At 35.4% G+C, this 17,441-nt stretch carries 15 protein-coding genes and 1 riboswitch; of the genes, 5 read left to right on the top strand and 10 right to left on the bottom strand.

Translation table 11 applies throughout. The features are described from left to right. Positions 1-11 precede the first annotated feature (11 nt). Positions 12-566 carry a thioredoxin family protein gene (locus EDF66_RS04820; RefSeq protein ID WP_132840986.1) on the bottom strand — a complete coding sequence of 185 codons (555 nt, stop codon included), beginning with the start codon at positions 564-566 and terminating at the stop codon, positions 12-14. Positions 567-779: 213 nt separating this feature from the next. On the opposite strand from EDF66_RS04820, the gene dnaK reads away from it, so the two are divergent. Next, positions 780-2,684 carry a molecular chaperone DnaK gene (dnaK, locus tag EDF66_RS04815; RefSeq protein WP_132769309.1) on the top strand — a complete coding sequence of 635 codons (1,905 nt, stop codon included), beginning with the start codon at positions 780-782 and terminating at the stop codon, positions 2,682-2,684. Between the two features lie 57 nt (positions 2,685-2,741). On the opposite strand, the gene EDF66_RS04810 is transcribed toward dnaK, so the two are convergent. The 5 genes from EDF66_RS04810 to EDF66_RS04790 form a co-directional block, all read right to left on the bottom strand. Next, positions 2,742-2,948, bottom strand: coding sequence for a helix-turn-helix transcriptional regulator (locus EDF66_RS04810; RefSeq protein ID WP_132840984.1), 207 nt, complete (start codon positions 2,946-2,948; stop codon positions 2,742-2,744). Beyond that, positions 2,938-3,447 carry a hypothetical protein gene (locus EDF66_RS04805; protein ID WP_132840982.1) on the bottom strand — a complete coding sequence of 170 codons (510 nt, stop codon included), beginning with the start codon at positions 3,445-3,447 and terminating at the stop codon, positions 2,938-2,940. Before EDF66_RS04805 ends, EDF66_RS04810 begins: the two co-directional genes overlap by 11 nt. Before the next feature lie 132 nt (positions 3,448-3,579). Then, positions 3,580-4,260, bottom strand: a complete 681-nt coding sequence (locus tag EDF66_RS04800; RefSeq protein WP_243655991.1) for a TIGR02117 family protein — start codon at positions 4,258-4,260, stop codon at positions 3,580-3,582. Positions 4,261-4,365: 105 nt separating this feature from the next. Then, positions 4,366-5,277, bottom strand: a complete 912-nt coding sequence (locus EDF66_RS04795; protein WP_132840981.1) for a sugar phosphate nucleotidyltransferase — start codon at positions 5,275-5,277, stop codon at positions 4,366-4,368. A gap of 55 nt (positions 5,278-5,332) precedes the next feature. Further along, positions 5,333-6,874, bottom strand: a complete 1,542-nt coding sequence (locus EDF66_RS04790; protein ID WP_132840979.1) for a helicase HerA-like domain-containing protein — start codon at positions 6,872-6,874, stop codon at positions 5,333-5,335. 283 nt (positions 6,875-7,157) lie between these two features. Between EDF66_RS04790 and EDF66_RS04785 the strand changes: the two genes are divergently transcribed. The 4 genes from EDF66_RS04785 (at position 7,158) to EDF66_RS04770 (ending at position 11,632) form a co-directional block, all read left to right on the top strand. Further along, on the top strand, positions 7,158-7,427 hold the full coding sequence (locus tag EDF66_RS04785; RefSeq protein WP_031288376.1) for a hypothetical protein: 270 nt from the start codon (positions 7,158-7,160) through the stop codon (positions 7,425-7,427). A 99-nt stretch (positions 7,428-7,526) separates the two neighbouring features. Beyond that, positions 7,527-9,065 carry a SulP family inorganic anion transporter gene (locus EDF66_RS04780; RefSeq protein WP_031288378.1) on the top strand — a complete coding sequence of 513 codons (1,539 nt, stop codon included), beginning with the start codon at positions 7,527-7,529 and terminating at the stop codon, positions 9,063-9,065. Positions 9,066-9,159: 94 nt separating this feature from the next. Further along, positions 9,160-9,804, top strand: coding sequence for a carbonic anhydrase (locus EDF66_RS04775; protein WP_021190157.1), 645 nt, complete (start codon positions 9,160-9,162; stop codon positions 9,802-9,804). A gap of 160 nt (positions 9,805-9,964) precedes the next feature. Then, positions 9,965-11,632, top strand: a complete 1,668-nt coding sequence (locus EDF66_RS04770; RefSeq protein WP_132840977.1) for a glutamine--tRNA ligase/YqeY domain fusion protein — start codon at positions 9,965-9,967, stop codon at positions 11,630-11,632. A gap of 44 nt (positions 11,633-11,676) precedes the next feature. Here the strand turns inward: EDF66_RS04770 and EDF66_RS04765 are convergent, their stop codons facing one another. From EDF66_RS04765 to EDF66_RS04750, 4 genes are all read right to left on the bottom strand, one after another. Beyond that, positions 11,677-14,691: a DUF2723 domain-containing protein gene (locus tag EDF66_RS04765; RefSeq protein WP_132840975.1), complete on the bottom strand. Its 3,015-nt coding sequence runs from the start codon at positions 14,689-14,691 to the stop codon at positions 11,677-11,679. Between the two features lie 166 nt (positions 14,692-14,857). Beyond that, the gene (metF, locus tag EDF66_RS04760) at positions 14,858-15,814 is read right to left on the bottom strand and encodes a methylenetetrahydrofolate reductase [NAD(P)H] (RefSeq protein ID WP_132769319.1); all 957 of its coding nucleotides are present in this window, start codon (positions 15,812-15,814) and stop codon (positions 14,858-14,860) included. Between the two features lie 60 nt (positions 15,815-15,874). Further along, a riboswitch (SAM riboswitch) is annotated at positions 15,875-15,980 on the bottom strand. A gap of 166 nt (positions 15,981-16,146) precedes the next feature. After that, positions 16,147-16,674 (bottom strand): ribosome maturation factor RimM, encoded by a 528-nt coding sequence (gene rimM / locus EDF66_RS04755; protein ID WP_132769321.1) that lies wholly within the window; start codon positions 16,672-16,674, stop codon positions 16,147-16,149. 133 nt (positions 16,675-16,807) lie between these two features. Further along, positions 16,808-17,329, bottom strand: coding sequence for a 30S ribosomal protein S16 (locus tag EDF66_RS04750; protein WP_021189406.1), 522 nt, complete (start codon positions 17,327-17,329; stop codon positions 16,808-16,810). Positions 17,330-17,441 lie beyond the last annotated feature (112 nt).

Raw genomic sequence — 17,441 nt, 5'->3', positions numbered from 1 at the left:
GCTCTAATCAGTTATCGACTAAGTATGTCAACTAATTCCTCCTGTATGGCAACTCCTTTATCTTGATTATACCATTTTTGAATCTCTTCTTTAATGTCATTAAATTCAGCTCCTTTACCTTTCATCATAACAAATAGATCTGTACAGCCCTGAGGGCGCGGTCCCCATACAGCCAAGTCATCACCTTGCTCATTACGAATCACTAATTTAGGAATAGACTTTCCGCCATTGGTCAAATATTGGTTAATTGTATAAGGTTCCGAATCACGTAACTGTATATCCAGAACAAGCAATGGATTACTCTTCACCATCTGGTAAATCATGGGGACAGAATGAGCGGCATCACCGCACCATGGTTCTGTTATTAAGATCCAATGTTGCTTGGTTGCAATCCCGTTCATAAATGAAGCTGTTTCAGCATTGGGTTCAAATTTTTTCAACCAGCGATTCATTCTCGACCAATTTAATTTGGTGTAATTAAAGATTTCTTCGTCTTGATAACCTTCATAATTCTCGGGATTTTCTAAGATAGCTTTAAAATAGGATACGTATTCTTCGAACTGCATATATTAGCTTTTATATTTTGGGATACAATATGACAAAATTTTGCCATTTGCACAATTCAGACGAAATAAAGAAACATAGAAATGACAGTTTGTCACCAATTCTGACGTTTACTTGTCAATTTTATTCATTTTCATCAAAACAAAATGATTGGCACAAGGGTTGATTAGGTAGGTATACAACAAACAGATTAGTAAAAAATAAATATATATAATATGTCTAAAATAATAGGAATCGACTTAGGTACGACCAATTCATGTGTTGCTGTAATGGAAGGTAACGAACCGGTAGTTATTGCTAACAATGAGGGTAAACGTACAACCCCTTCTATCGTTGCTTTTGTTGAAGGTGGAGAGCGTAAGGTAGGTGATCCAGCAAAACGTCAAGCGATCACAAACCCGACTAAAACTATTTACTCTATTAAACGCTTTATGGGTTTATCTTATGATGAGTCTGTAAATGAAGCGCAACATGTACCTTATAATGTAGTAAAAGGCGACAACAATACACCACGTGTAGAAATTGACGACCGTAAATATACACCTCAAGAAATTTCAGCTATGATTCTTCAAAAAATGAAGAAAACTGCAGAAGATTTCTTAGGTCAAGAAGTAACTGAAGCTGTAATTACAGTTCCTGCATACTTCAATGATGCGCAACGTCAAGCAACTAAAGAAGCTGGTGAGATCGCTGGTTTAACAGTTAAACGTATCATCAACGAGCCAACAGCTGCTGCTTTAGCTTATGGTTTAGATAAAGCACACAAAGACATGAAAATTGTTGTTTTTGACTGTGGTGGTGGTACACATGACGTTTCAGTATTGGAATTAGGTGATGGTGTATTTGAAGTTAAATCTACTGACGGTGATACACACTTAGGTGGTGATGACTTTGATAATGTAATCATCAACTGGTTAAATGACGAGTTTAAAAACGAAAACAATGGCTTTGACTTGAAAAAAGATCCAATGGCATTGCAACGTTTGAAAGAAGCTGCTGAGAAAGCTAAAATTGAATTATCAAGCACAACTTCTACTGAAATCAACTTGCCATACATCACTGCTGATGCAACAGGCCCGAAACACTTAGTTCGTCCTTTATCACGTGCTAAATTTGAAAGCTTAGCTGCTGATTTGATCAAACGTACAATTGATCCTTGTCGTTCTGCATTGAAAAATGCTGGATTCAGTACAGGTGATATCGATGAGATCATCTTAGTTGGTGGTTCTACACGTATCCCTGCAATCGTTGATGCAGTAAAAGCATTCTTCGGAAAAGAGCCTTCTAAAGGTGTTAACCCTGATGAAGTTGTAGCATTAGGTGCTGCTATCCAAGGTGGTGTATTAACTGGTGAAGTGAAAGACGTATTATTATTAGACGTTACTCCTTTATCATTAGGTATCGAAACAATGGGTGGTGTGATGACTAAATTAATTGAAGCAAATACAACTATTCCTACTAAAAAGTCTGAAACGTTCTCAACTGCTTCTGATAATCAACCATCTGTTGAAATCCACATCTTACAAGGAGAGCGTCCAATGGCTGCTCAAAACCGTACGATTGGCCGTTTCCACTTAAATGATATTCCTTCTGCTCCTCGTGGTGTTCCTCAAATTGAAGTGACATTCGACATCGATGCAAATGGTATCATTAAAGTTTCTGCTAAAGATAAAGCAACTGGAAAAGAGCAAAATATCCGTATTGAAGCTTCATCTGGTTTATCTGACGAAGAAATCAAAAAAATGAAAGAAGAAGCTGAAGCAAATGCTGAAGCGGATCAAAAAATGAAAGAAGAAGCTGATAAAATCAATGGTGCAGATGCTTTGATTTTCTCAACTGAAAAACAATTAAAAGAATACGGAGATAAAATTTCAGCAGATAAAAAAGCGGCTATCGAAGCTGGTTTAGTAAAATTGAAAGCTGCTTTTGAAGCAAGAAGTTTTGCTGATATCGATTCAGCTTCTGCAGAAGTAAACAATGCTTGGAATGCTGCTTCTGAAGAGATGTATGCTGCTTCACAAGGTGGTTCACAACCTCAGGGTGATGCTGGTCAAGCAAACAATGGTGGTAACCAAGGTGGTGATGACGTAACTGACGTAGAATACGAAGAAGTTAAATAATTACACTCCTTTTAAATAATAAAAAGCTCGAAGATTCATCTTCGAGCTTTTTTATTATTAGGCCAAGTCTGAATCTTCCAATTGGAATAATTCTTCTATACTTTTATCCAATACTCTTGATAACTTAAGTGCCAATACAGTTGAAGGAACATATTTCGCAGCTTCCAAGGCATTGATTGTCTGTCTACTTACTCCGACTTTATTTGCTAACTGTTCTTGTGAATAATCTTTCATCAGTCGATTGATTTTAATATTATTCTTCATGCGCTAACCTCCTATTCATTTTAAAAACCTGGAACCGAAAAATAATAATATAAAGCAATAATATAATATTTGGACTTAAAAATGCCAGGCTTATATACCAACTACCATAAACAAATGCAATTAATAATACATTGAAAATAGCAAAAGAAATAATAGACCAGGACCAAGAATAAAGACGAATAGAATTAATCATTTCATCCTCATACTTATACTTCGTAAATGCAATAAAACTCAACCCTAAAAAGATCGATAAAAGCTGTAATGTTAGTGACATTTCTGTATTAATAATTTCAAAAGGACCATCATTTCCTCCTAAAACTGCAAAAGTAGAAAAAGATAATTCGAAAGGCATGATCTCTACCCCTTTTATTCTTGGATAATTAGTAATTAAAATACTATTTTCTTTTAGCATATATAATGCCGTTGGGATTAAAAACATGAGGACTAATCCTAATCCAATCCACCGGAAGTACCGGGGTAATAAAGGAATTTTTTTCATAATGATTTTAAGTTTTATATTGTTAGTACGACAAATGTAAAACTAATCATACATATTGACAAGTATTTTTTACAAAATGTAAAAAATACTTGTCAATCTATTATGTCTTTTATTGTGATGAATACTGGAGTGCTATTTTTTGTAATGGTTTAATATTCCTTTATCTAATGTTGCCCATATACCCGCTGGCATATTTGCCTTTTTAAGAGCTTCGTTCGTCCAAGTATTGCATGAGTAAAACATGCTGTAAGATCCTTTGGCTTCATAAAAAGCATCCGAATCACCATACTGTGCATTGGTATTAATTACAATTGGTTTATTTTCAGTATCATATTCCAACGATGATTTCACAAAATCAATAAGGGTCTGATATTGTACTGTATCAATCATATACTTGTAACAGAGCTCATTCTCCTCTACTGATTTATGATAGGTAATATGTAGTGCCGTTTCACCAATGCCAGTTGCTGCTACAAATGCTGTCGAAGCTTTTAGATCTTTCCATTCTGGGGTATTTAAATAAAAGCCCTTATCTCCCCATCCTATTCCCATGTAACTGTATGTGGTATCTTTTCCCTTATTATTACTTAATGGAAATAGATGCGTCCAATCCATCAGATTATTTTTAACAGGGAATACTAAATCTGTATGCACACCATTTGACATAATATATACCGTTATATCTTTTGGTAGTACAGAATTTTCTCTATGTGCACTTATTCGCGATAAGACACGTTCTGACAACCAATAAATAAATACAATTAGAATGAGTGTGATAAGAATATATAAGAGCACTTTTAATATTTTTTTCATGTTTATAATGGACTTGATCTTAGAATGATAATACCTTCTAATATTCAAACATAAAAAAAAACCCGCAACAAATATTGCGGGTTTAGAAAATACTACGATAATATTTTAAAATAATTTCTCTGGATATGCACCATCTGCAATCAATTTTAGGATTGATGCCTGCACAATTTCCTTATCTTCTTTATAGGTAACACCGAACCATTTTGATGAGGTTGGGATAACTTTAAAATCTGCTTGCTTTGTTTGCACGAAATAATCTGCAACAGAAGGAATGAAGAATTCAGATTTAGGATCTTCCGAATTTTTCTCAACAAAATCTCTAAACATGCCTTCAGCCACTTCAAATACTTTTGGAGTAAAGCCCCAGAAATTCATAGATACACGACTTTCCGGATCCAACTCTGTTATTACATCACCTTCTTCGAAAACTATTTTTTTCTCGCCTTCAATTTCTTTATAGTAGATTTTAGTACGTTCCGTAACACTTTCCATATGTCCTGAAGGACTTACTACACATACCCCTCTAGATACATAACCATAATCAGATAACGTATTACCAACTTGAAATCCCATCAAAGCCATTTGGTCATCTGATACTTCAGTTGTTAAGAACTTAGCCATTTTTTCGTAAGAATCCGTACCGTAAAAATCATCTGCATTAATCACACAGAAAGGTCCATCAACGTGATTTTTTGCACTCATTACAGCGTGTGCAGTACCCCAAGGTTTAGCACGCTCTATTTCACGGTCAATACCATACTTCTTTAAATCAAAATCTTGGAAAGCGTAATCTACTTCGATTTTTCCTTTTAACTTTTCGTCAAAGACTTCTTTCATTTTATCTAAAAATTCTTCACGAATTATAAATACTACTTTGCCAAATCCAGCATTAATAGCATCATAGATAGAATAATCAATAATAGTTTCGCCGTGAGGCCCAAAAGCATCAATCTGTTTCAATGATCCGTAACGGCTAGCCATACCTGCTGCCAAAATTAATAAAGTTGGTTTACTCATATCCAATTTCTAGGTCGTTTCTAGTTTAAATTTGTGCAAATATATAAATATTAGATTACTTTTTCTTAAAGAATGCTGTTAACAAACCACTTGCCAGTTTCCCCAACAACTTTACCCCTTCTCTTGCAAGTGTGGTCGTCGCTGTTTTCTGAGCGGCTTCTAGTGGTGTTTGTCTTCTCGAACTGTTCTTAGCAAGCTTAGCCTCTTCTTTTTCTCGATCTTGCTGTATCTGCTGATCATTTGCCACTTTCATTCTTTCATCAACAATCTCAGCTGCAGAGCGATTTTCCTCACGTTGTTGATATTTCAAATACAAATCAGATTGCTTGACAAGCTGATCGTAAGTTGTTGCATCTGCAGGTCCCATGACAGCTCTTGCTGGTACCAGATGTGTGGCAACAACTTCTGTAGGAATTCCTTTATCATTCAGCACTGTAATGAGTGCCTGCCCTGTTCCTAAGGATGTTAATATTTGATCGATTGCATAAAAATCTGATTTAGGATATGTTTTGACAGTTTTTCTTAAATTCTCAGCATCATTCGGAGTAAAAGCACGTAAAGCATGCTGCACGCGATTCCCCAACTGTGCCAACACAGACTCGGGAATATCTGTTGGTGACTGAGTACAAAAGAATACGCCTATACCTTTTGATCGAATCAATCTAACGATCTGCTCTACCTGCGTCAGAAATGCTTTAGAAGCATCTTTAAATAGTAGATGAGCTTCATCAAAGAAAAATACCAACTTTGGTTTATCCAAATCGCCTACTTCTGGTAAATTTTTAAACAACTGGGCTAATATACTTAATAGAAATGTTGAAAATAACACCGGTTGATCCTGAACATCCGAAATATTCAATAAACTAATGACACCTCTGCCATCTACTTTTTGAAATAAATCTTGGATATCAAATTCCTTCTCTCCAAATATATGAGCAATACCCTGTTGTTCTATAGCAACTATCTTACGTAAAATAGTTCCAGAACTGGATGTACTTATTTTTCCATAATCATCTTTAATCTCCTCACTTCCTGGACCATCGGCGAGATAACTTAGTAACTTTTTAACATCATTAAAATCAACCAAAGGCATATTATGATCTTGTGCATATTTAAAGATTGCAGCTAACACTCCAGTTTGTGTATCATTCAGTTCTAAAATACGGGACAAAAGAATAGGACCAACATCAGATACTTTTATCCGCATTGTTGTTCCTTTATTACCTGTCAAAGAAAATAATTCGATGGGAAAACTCGCTGGTACAAACGGAACGCCCACAGCATCTCCACGATCTATAAGCGCTTGATTGGTTTGTCCTTCAACAGCTAAGCCCGATAAATCTCCCTTAACATCTAGCATAAACACGGGAACTCCTGCATCAGACAACTGTTCTGCAATTAATTGCAAAGTACGTGTTTTCCCAGTTCCGGTTGCTCCTGCAATTAAGCCATGTCGATTCATCATTTTTAAAGCCAGGTTAACTTTAGCCTCTGATAAAATATTACCGTCCAAAATACCTGCACCTAAATATATATAGGCTCCCTTTGGATTGTATGATGCTTTTACTTTTTCAATAAATAGTGTTTGATCTTCCATTACTTAATTTGCTAATTTTTAAAACCCAAACAGTTAACGCTTGAGAAATCTCTTCACTTTTTACATGTTATATTTCCTCTATTAAAGATAGAACGAAATATTGAGTCTTTGTAATTTTTTTGTCAGCATGGATTTTTTTTTAAAAAGTTCACAATTTTTTAACATGAAAAATGTATTTTTACATACTCTAAATAGGGGACAGATACAGTTTTGAAGAAAAATGTTTAATAAAAAAATTAGAAATATAGCCGCTTTATTATGTGCTTTAATCTTTTTCACAAAGATGAGCATATCAATAACACCTATATTTTCATCTTTATTAGATCAAAATACTATTCTTCAAATTGTGCTTCAATTAGAAATTGAGAACAACAATGGAGCACATAGTGATCATAATGAGTCCGGATCAAAGTTTTTTAATGCCAAAACTGAAGAATCTTACTTTTTAGCGATCATAACTGATAACCACGGAAAACAAAAGCACTACTTGAAAAATGAAAAAAGTATTCGTGCATTCCACCCATCTGTTCCTACGCCGCCTCCTAACTGCTAGGCTTCCTGTACATGCTTTGGCATGACCTCAACTTTGGTCAGATCTGACTAAAGGAAAATCTTATATAAAAAAAACAGGTAAAATTTTAGACAAAAACTAATGTTTGGAACTCGTATGTCTGCTTTTCTGAAACTATCGAAAAGAGACTTAAAATATGATGTACCCGCTAGTGTTGTGGTGTTTTTAGTAGCACTTCCACTATGTTTGGGTATTGCAATGGCTTCTGGTGCGCCATTGTTTGCAGGATTGTTAACTGGAGTAATTGGCGGTGTAGTCGTTTCTTCTATCAGTAAATCACCTTTAAGCGTCAGTGGTCCTGCAGCTGGTCTTACAGTTATCGTTTTGGGAGCCATTCAGAGTCTTGGAGCTTATGAAACGTTTTTATTAGCCGTAGTTATTGCTGGAATACTTCAGTTGATTCTAGGTATTGTAAAGGCGGGAATGATTGGTAATTATTTCCCATCCTCGGTTATTGTTGGAATGCTTGCTGCCATTGGGATTACCATTATATTAAAGCAAATTCCTTTGGCACTTGGTATGTTGGAAACACATGCTTTTGAGCTTGATAACGGCCATGGAATTGGCGCATTTACAGACACTTTGGTTTCTTCAATTGGCCCTGGGGCTTTGATTATCTGTATCTTATCACTGATTGTTTTAATTTATTGGCCAAGCATACCGAAACTGAAAAGCATTCCTGCTCCACTAATCGTAGTGGCTTTAGGTATCGGATTATCATTTGCCTTTAATGGAACAGCATTTCAATTAGCAGAGTCACAGTTTGTACTTGTACCTATTGTTAATTCCTTTGCGGAATTTACAGGGCTGTTTACGCTTCCCGATTTCACACAAATCATCAATAAAGAAGTTTGGATTGTCGCTTTCACCATTGCGATCATAGCCAGCTTAGAAACACTATTGAGTATTGAAGCGGTCGATAAAATTGATCCATTTAAAAGAAATACGCCGACCAATCGGGAACTGATTGCACAAGGAGTTGGTAACATAACAAGTGGTCTATTGGGTGGTTTACCAATGACGTCAGTTATTGTACGTTCATCAGCGAATGTAAATGCTGGAGGAAGAACAAGACAATCTGCCTTACTTCATGGTATGTGGTTATTACTAGCGATTCTGATCATACCTAACGTATTAAATTTTATTCCACTATCTTGTTTAGCTGCTATTTTATTGCAAACTGGCTATAAGCTAGCGAAACCAGCTTTATTTACATCTATGTATAAAAAAGGACTTGACCAGTTTATTCCTTTCTTTGCAACAATTGTGGCAATTGTATTTACAGACTTATTAATGGGTGTAGGTATTGGTCTTGTGGTAGCCACTTTTTATATTTTAAAAGCTAATATGCAGAATGCTTTCAAATTTGATATCGTCAAACAAAATGATTACGACAAAGCTGTAATCACTTTAGCGGAAGAAGTATCTTTTTTAAACAAAGCTCCTATTCAACAAAAGCTTTATAGTCTTCCAAAATCTGTTGGCCTTATTGTTATTAACGGTACAGGTAGTAAATTCATTGATAAAGATGTTATCGAGGTCATTAAAGATTTTGAACAGAATGCCCTGACCAAAGGAAAGCGCATTGAATTGACAGATATTGAATACAAGAAAAAATAATAAAATAAAAACAATTAATTAACGAGATTTGTATCCTATAAGGGATAAAACATACAGCACATGACTGAATGAACTGTATTAATATATATATAAAATGGAAAAAGATTTAGAAATAGGATTTAAAAAAATTTTACAAGGAAATCGTGAGTGGATGGACTTTGTTAAGAATGATACGACTGGTCGTTTTCAACAATTAGCAAAAGGTCAAAATCCAGAAATTTTATGGATTGGTTGCGCTGATAGTCGTGTTCCTGCAAATGAAATCACAGGTACTAAACCTGGAGAAGTATTTGTACACCGTAATATCGCAAACATGTGTGTGCATTCGGACATGAGCATGTTATCAGTACTCGATTATGCTGTAAATGTATTAAAAGTAAAGCAGATTATTATTGCTGGTCACTATGGCTGTGGTGGTGTAGCGGCATCATTAAGCCGTAATCAATTTGGAATTATTGATAACTGGTTATGTCACATCAAAGATGTTTATCGTTTACATGCAGCAGAAATAGATGCAATTGATGAACATGATAAAAAAGTTGATCGTTTAATTGAGTTAAATGTGCAAGAACAGGTATTTAACTTATGTACAACTTCTATTATCCAAAATGCTTGGAAAGATAGAAACGATCTAGCTGTTCATGGAATGGTCATCAACATTGGAACAGGTGAATTAACAGATCTTGATTGTACGTTCACGAGTAACGAAGATCTTGGAGATGTATTCTCTTATAGATAGCATATAAAAGGATCGGGCAACCGATCCTTTTACTATTAAAAACAGTTCTTTACCCCCTCTCTTCTCTCCGTTACAACTCACTCATTTTTCTTTCGAAACAACTTACTTTAAAATGTAAGAACTACTACGGATAATTCGAAGTAATACTTAACTTTGTATTATGATAAACGAGGAGAAATCATTAAATTTTATTGAAGAAATTATCGAAGCAGATCTTCGTAATGGGATCCATGATGGGCGTGTATTGACACGTTTCCCTCCCGAGCCTAACGGCTATCTTCACATCGGTCATGCAAAATCTATTTGCCTAAACTTCGGTTTAGGGCAAAAATACAATGGCCAGACCAATTTACGTTTTGACGATACTAACCCCGTGACAGAAGATACGGAGTACGTTGAAAGTATTAAAAACGACATTCAATGGCTTGGCTTCAACTGGGCACAGGAATTATATACTTCTGATTATTTTGACACCCTTTATCAATATGCTGTAGACCTCATCAAAAAAGATTTGGCTTATGTAGATGATAGTACTGCCGAAGAAATTGCAGCAGCCAAAGGTACGCCAACTGAACCTGGAGTTCCAACTCCTAATCGCAGTCGTAGCATTGAAGAGAATTTGGTTCTTTTTCAAGAAATGAAAGATGGTAAATATCAAGATGGTGAAAAAGTGTTACGTGCTAAGATAGATCTTGCAAATCCAAATATGCACTTACGTGATCCGTTGTTATACCGCATCAAACACGCTCATCACCACCGAACTGGAAATAAATGGTGTATTTATCCCATGTACGATTTTGCACATGGACAATCCGATTCTATCGAAAAAATCACACATTCTATCTGTACGTTAGAATTTATTCCACATCGTGCATTGTACGACTGGTGTATTGAAAAACTAGAAATCTATCCTTCAAAGCAATATGAATTTGCGCGTTTAAACATGACCTACACCGTTATGAGTAAGCGTAAGCTTTTACAATTGGTAAATGATAAATTTGTAGAAAGTTGGGATGATCCACGTATGCCTACTATTTCAGGTTTACGCAGAAGAGGTTATACTCCAGCAAGTATCCGTACTTTCTGTGATAAGATCGGCGTCGCTAAACGCGAAAATATGATTGATGTGAGTCTGTTGGAATTCTGTATTCGTGAGGATCTGAATAAAACAGCATGGAGAAGAATGGCTGTGCTAGACCCTATTAAATTAGTGATCACAAACCTTCCTTCTGACCACATTGAAGAACTACATGGTGAAAACAACCCAGAAGTTGAGGGTGGTGAAGGTTCTCGTATGATTCCTTTTTCAAATGAATTATGGATTGAACGTGATGACTTTATGGAAGATGCTCCAAAGAAATTTTTCCGTTTAGGTCCTGGCCTTTCTGTGCGTCTAAAAAATGCATATATAGTAACCTGTCATGACTTCGTTAAAGATGCAAATGGTCAAGTAACAGAAGTACACTGTACTTATGTGCCCAATTCAAAATCTGGCGAAGATACTTCAGGAATGAAAGTTAAAGGAACTATTCACTGGGTTTCTGTGCCACATGCTAAAGAAACAGAAATCAGATTGTACGATCGTTTATTTAACGACGAGAATCCTGCTGCTTCAGAAAACTTCAAAGAATCGATTAATCCAGATAGTTTAAAAATCAGCAAAGCATTTATTGAACCTGATTTGTTAAATGCAATCCCTGGAAAAGGTTATCAGTTTATCCGTTTAGGGTATTTCACTTTAGATACATCTTCTAAACCAGATCACTTGGTTTTCAACCGTACGGTCGGACTAAAAGACTCTTGGGCCAAGGAAGTTAAAAAAGGATAATATTAACAAAAAAGGGAAGCAGCTGCTTCCCTTTTTTTAATATATCATTCTGATAGATACATCTTTTTATATTTATTGCTCAGCTCAGCAATATATGCATATCGGTCCTTTTCTTTTGTATTAGAAAGTATACGTTCATATAGATCGACCGAGTCAAGAGCCATCCTTATATTTTGAACTTCCAACCCGTTTTCAGGTTTGTCAATAGCTAGTTGTTGATAATAATCCATATTCTCTGTTAAAAATTTCATATTACGATCAACCAGCTGGTTTGCAAATTTTATTTCTCCAGTTTTATAAAGCGTATCAATAACATCCCCATAACTCGTCACATCAGACATGCTATATAGTCTTTGGGGTAATTCATTAAATGCTTTTACTGCCACTTGTCTTGCTTTTTCGGTCTCCCCTTTTGCCAACAGGGTTCGCGCTGCTTTCCCAAAAATCTCCTTTGCATACATACCTGCAAAACGGAAGGAATCCGTATCAAGATAGGTTGCTTGATGTATGTTTCCCCAAGCGTATTTATCAACAATATTTTTATATAATTTATCGACATTAATTAGAGACTCCCCTTTTTCAAGCTTTGCTTCTATAGGCATCAACCGTTTGGCAAACCCTTCATTAACCATGTATTTATCCAATCCCATCAAACTTTCAGCGGGTACCATTCCTGAAAAATAAATTGGTCTTTTCCAATTATTATTCACAAGAACAGACATCAAGCCTAGATCTGCTCGGGTGACGTAATCATTACCAAAAGTCCACTCCATTTGTTTTGGGATCTCACTTTCCCATTCTTGAGGTACGACTTTATTTCTAATGACATCTTCCTTATTCACGGCAAGCTTCAAGCTTTTTGTTGGCAGAAAGTTTTCATATTGTCCGTCTCTCATTTGAAGTTTGTTATCATTACTATCTGATAATAAAAAATCCAACAACAAGTTTATATCTGTAGATCCTGCTAAATTCAAATCATGGTAAGGCAAAGATTCTCGAAGGCCTTTTGCCACCTTTTCATTCGGTATCGTGATCGGCAAACCTGCGGCCTGATAGGTACCATTTTTCACCTGGCGGAAATACCAGTCAGAAGTCAAATAACTGATCACCACTATTCTAACATCCCGCCGAACACCTTCTACTTCTTGTAAATACCATAGCGGAAAAGTATCATGATCACCGTAAGTAAACAGGATCGCATTGGGAGCACAGGTTTCTAAATAATTTTTCGCCATATCCCGAGCTAACGATTTCTCCGATCGATTATGATCATCCCAATTTTGACTAATAAGAATCAATGGGCCAGCTATGAGACATAATGATGTAGCAAGCAGATTTGCATTTCTTTCATTAATATATTTTTTAAAAAATTCAGAAATAGCAAATACACCTAATCCAATCCAGATTGCGAAAGCATAAAATGATCCTGCATAAGCATAATCACGTTCACGTGGTTGCAAAGGAGATTGATTTAAATAGATAACGATGGCCAATCCTGTAAACATAAATAAGAGACTAACAACAGTTGCATCTTTCTTGTTACGTTTAAAATGCCATAGTGCACCTGCGAATCCAATTATTAGCGGAAGGAAAAAATAGGTATTCCGAGATGGATTATGGATCATTTCATCCGATAATTTAGATTGTCCACCTACATGTAAATTGTCGATAGCCTTAATCCCCGATAACCAATTTCCTTCTGTTAAAGAACCGTGTCCCTGCTGATCATTTTGCCTTCCAACAAAGTTCCACAGGAAATAACGTGCATACATATGCCCCACTTGATAGTTAAAGAAGAATTTCAAGTTGTCAGCAAAATTTGCTTTTCTTCCTTCTTCAATACCTAAATAACCTTTATAAAAATATTGATGATAGGGTTTTTGACTGTAAATCCTTGGGAAAATGGTTTCTCTATCAAATTGATAACTTGCTGCTCTTTTTATTGAAGTATACTGGTGGTTGTCTTTTCTATAATCAATACGTTCATTGATACCAATCGGATTTGCATCAAAATATTGCCCTTTTATGAGTGGCTCTGATTCATACTGTTCTCTACTTAAATAACCCAAGAAAGAAAATACGTTTTCAGGATCATTATTATTTAAGGAAGGGTTAGCATTAGCCCTTAGCAATACCATAGTGAAAGAGCTATATCCTAATAAAATAAAACAAGTTGCCAAAATCGCTGTATTCAAAATAACTTTTCCTTTTCTTATGGAGTAATATATGCCATAAATTAATGCCGATAAGATCATTATGACAAAAACGAATATGCCCGATCCAAATCCTAATCCAAGTGTATTGACAAAAAACAAATCAAACTTGGCAGCAAATTTAATAAGGTACTGGATTATTCCCCACAGAATAATGGCCAATATTCCTAGTCCAATAAACAATGCTTTACTAATTCCCCAAAACGTTGTACGATCAGTTTTCTTAAAATAAATAATAAGTGCTATCGCTGGAATAACTAATAGATTCAATAAATGAACTCCTATTGAAAGTCCAATAATATAAGCGATGACAATAAGCCAACGATCTGCATGCGGTTTATTTGCACGGGCTTCCCATTTTAGAATTGCCCAGAATACGACTGCTGTACATAAGGATGACATCGCATAAACTTCAGATTCAACTGCTGAATACCAGAATGTATCGGAGAAACTGTAAGCTAAAGCTCCAACCATGCCTGCTCCCATTATTTTAATCAGATGATTTTTATCATTGGATTGATGATCAGATTGGATAATTTTTCTTGCTAATGCTGTTATGGTCCAAAACAAAAACATAACTGTCAAACCACTGCATATAGCAGAACCCACATTCATCCAAAATGCAATCTGAGCTAAATTTCCTAAAGCAAAATTTGAAAATATATTCTGCAACATTAGAAACAAAGGTGCTCCAGGCTGATGAACAATCTGAAGTTTATATGCTGATGCAATAAATTCACCAGTATCCCACCAGCTTGTTGTTCGCTCTGCTGTGATAATGAAAACGGATGTTGCTATGATGGCACATAGCCAACCTAACACGTTGTTTACTTTCTTATAATCCATGAATGATTCAGGTTTAATTGATTATTTGATAAATCAAATTAATTTTCAATTAAATATAATAAAAAGAGATTTCATTTGAGGGTGATTAACTTTTTTTAACAAAAATCGAAACGCATAAAAAAGCCTGCTATAATGTGATAGCAGGCTTTTTTATACGATATAAGTCTTAGAATAACTTTTCTACAATACTTTTAGTCGGTCCAGGATTACTCATGGTATAAAAATGTAAAACTGGCGCACCAAAGTCAATTAATTCTTTACATTGTTGTACCAACCACTCTTCTCCGACTTGTCTCACGTCTGCATTATTTTTACATCCGGATACTGCTTCACTCAATTCCTCTGGAATATCCAAATGAAAAATTTTCGGAAGCGTAATCAGTTGTTTTTTTGTAGTCAATGGCTTTAAACCTGGTATAATTGGAATATGAATATCATTTTCCCTGCACTTATTGACAAACTCTTTATATTTTTCAACATTAAAGAACATTTGTGTAACAATAAACTCAGCCCCCATCTCAACCTTCTTTTTTAACCATTTAAAATCGGTATTAAAATTTGGCGCTTCGAAGTGTTTTTCAGGATATCCTGCAACGCCAATACAAAAGTTGGTCTTTTCTGAAATCGCAATATCCTCATGTAAGTACTGTCCTTGGTTCATATCGGCAACCTGCTGTAAAAGATCTGTTGCAAATGCATGACCACCTTCTGTTGGTATGAAATCAGGATCGCCTTTTCTTGCATCACCTCTCAATACGAGCACATTGTCAATACCCAAGAAGTTCAAATCTATCAAAGCATTTTCAGTTTCCTCTTTTGTGAAACCACCACAGATAAGATGTGGTACAGCATCCACTTTATACTTATTCATAATAGCGGCACAAATTGCAACAGTCCCTGGACGTTTACGATAAGCCACACGTTCTAATAAACCGCTCTCGTGCTTCTTATACATGTAGTCTTCTCTATGATAAGTCACATCGATAAAGGGAGGCTTGAATTCCATAAGTGCATCCATTGTTTTAAAAATACTTTGGATACCTTGCCCCTTAGCTGGTGGCAACAGTTCAAAAGAAAACAAAGTTTTTCCTTTGGCATTACTGATATGATCAACGATTTTCATTAATATTTTTTAAAGTGATTTTGGTTGGCTTACATCGAAATGCACAAGTGGACTTGTTTCAACTTATCTTTCCCAGCTCTGAGTTGGGGTAGAATGTAGCACCTTATAAAATAACAGGTTGCTAAGGCTTCATTGGGTCTATTCCCTCGGCCTTTCTCTATAAGCATCGGCTAATATCGGCAATAGAAATTTATAATCAAAATAATATTAAGGTCATGCCTAAAAAAATGCCCCAATACAACGTTTATTAAAATGGATTTCTTTAAATAAAAAAGAGTTACTGCATATAACTACAGTAACTCCTTTTTATTAATCTGTATATCGTGAAGACTTTAAATCTCCTTATATAGCTCAACCAATCCATCTGGTAAATCAACCTCTAAAACTTTATCCTCTGAATCAATTCCTAGCATAAGATCGTCATTTAATGGGAACATCAATTCTTTTCCATTAAAGTCTACTGTTGCTATAAATTGCTGAGGCATTTCCTGTACATGTTTAATCTCTCCTAATTCTCCATGAACTTCATCAATCACCAAGTATCCAATTAAATCCGTATATCTAAAATCATCAGGATCACGCTCTGGCATTTTATCATTTGGAAGGTATATTTTCTTACGCACTAAAGGTTGTGCTTTATCAATATGATCGACGTCTTCTAAATTTAAATAGGCTGTACTATTTGATTGGTATTTGATATTGTCGACAAAGTAAGGCACTAATTTTTTATTCACTTCAGCAAATAAAACATCAAAGTCTAAATCTTGATAATCTTCAAATTCAAAAAAAAGCTGAAGCTCACCTTTTAATCCACGTGTTTTGCTAATATAACCGATGTAAAAACTTTCTTCTATGGTCATGTTCTAATTTGAAAGTGCAAATTTAAAAATATAAATATATAAATACAGTACTTCGTAGGTATAGCAACTACATTCTTAAAAAAAAGCCGGATCAAAATTGAACCGGCTTTCTTGATACTGTATGAAAGAAAAATTAACCTTCAGTTTCTTCTGCAGCAGGAGCTTCAGTTTCTTCAGCAGGAGTTTCTTCTACAACTGGCGCATTTTTAGCGGCAATAGCAGCAGCTTTTTCTTCTTTTTTCTTAGCTTCAGCAGCTAATGCAATTTTCTTAGCTTCAGCTTTAGTAGTTGCTAAACCGTCTTTTTTACCAGCAGTTCTTGCATCATTAGCTTCAGTCCAAGCTACAAATTTAGCTTCAGCAGCAGCTTCATCAAATGCACCTTTTTTAACACCGCCTAATAAGTGTTTTTTGTATAAAACACCTTTATCCGAAAGGATAGTACGAGCTGTGTCAGTAGGTTGTGCACCATTATTCATCCAATCCAAAGCTTTGTCAAAATCCAAAACGATAGTCGCTGGATTTGTGTTTGGGTTGTAAGAACCAATACGTTCGATGAATTTACCATCACGTGGAGCACGTGCATCTGCTACTACTAGGTGGTAAAAAGGACGTCCTTTTTTACCATGTCTTTGCAATCTGATTTTAGTTGCCATGTTTTTGTGTTATTTATGTATTCAACATATCCCCCGTGCTACATGCAAGAGGGGACGCAAAGATACAAAGGATTATTGGAAGTTAAAAACTAAAAATAGAAGTCAACTTCCA

Origin of the sequence: Sphingobacterium sp. JUb20 (assembly GCF_004342035.1) — a bacterium.
Taxonomy (GTDB): Bacteria; Bacteroidota; Bacteroidia; order Sphingobacteriales; family Sphingobacteriaceae; genus Sphingobacterium; species Sphingobacterium anhuiense.
Note: the sequence above shows the minus strand (reverse complement) of the source record. Positions and strands in the feature narration are given on the sequence as shown.

Coding starts and splice junctions, on each gene's coding strand:
- EDF66_RS04820 (WP_132840986.1), bottom strand. CDS start 566: ATGCAGTTCGAAGAATACGTATCCTATTTTAAAGCTATCTTAGAAAAT.
- EDF66_RS04765 (WP_132840975.1), bottom strand. CDS start 14,691: ATGGATTATAAGAAAGTAAACAACGTGTTAGGTTGGCTATGTGCCATC.
- metF (WP_132769319.1), bottom strand. CDS start 15,814: ATGAAAATCGTTGATCATATCAGTAATGCCAAAGGAAAAACTTTGTTT.
- EDF66_RS04795 (WP_132840981.1), bottom strand. CDS start 5,277: ATGAGTAAACCAACTTTATTAATTTTGGCAGCAGGTATGGCTAGCCGT.
- rimM (WP_132769321.1), bottom strand. CDS start 16,674: ATGACCATAGAAGAAAGTTTTTACATCGGTTATATTAGCAAAACACGT.
- EDF66_RS04810 (WP_132840984.1), bottom strand. CDS start 2,948: ATGAAGAATAATATTAAAATCAATCGACTGATGAAAGATTATTCACAA.
- EDF66_RS04790 (WP_132840979.1), bottom strand. CDS start 6,874: ATGGAAGATCAAACACTATTTATTGAAAAAGTAAAAGCATCATACAAT.
- EDF66_RS04750 (WP_021189406.1), bottom strand. CDS start 17,329: ATGGCAACTAAAATCAGATTGCAAAGACATGGTAAAAAAGGACGTCCT.
- dnaK (WP_132769309.1), top strand. CDS start 780: ATGTCTAAAATAATAGGAATCGACTTAGGTACGACCAATTCATGTGTT.
- EDF66_RS04805 (WP_132840982.1), bottom strand. CDS start 3,447: ATGAAAAAAATTCCTTTATTACCCCGGTACTTCCGGTGGATTGGATTA.
- EDF66_RS04785 (WP_031288376.1), top strand. CDS start 7,158: ATGAGCATATCAATAACACCTATATTTTCATCTTTATTAGATCAAAAT.
- EDF66_RS04770 (WP_132840977.1), top strand. CDS start 9,965: ATGATAAACGAGGAGAAATCATTAAATTTTATTGAAGAAATTATCGAA.
- EDF66_RS04775 (WP_021190157.1), top strand. CDS start 9,160: ATGGAAAAAGATTTAGAAATAGGATTTAAAAAAATTTTACAAGGAAAT.
- EDF66_RS04800 (WP_243655991.1), bottom strand. CDS start 4,260: ATGAAAAAAATATTAAAAGTGCTCTTATATATTCTTATCACACTCATT.
- EDF66_RS04780 (WP_031288378.1), top strand. CDS start 7,527: ATGTTTGGAACTCGTATGTCTGCTTTTCTGAAACTATCGAAAAGAGAC.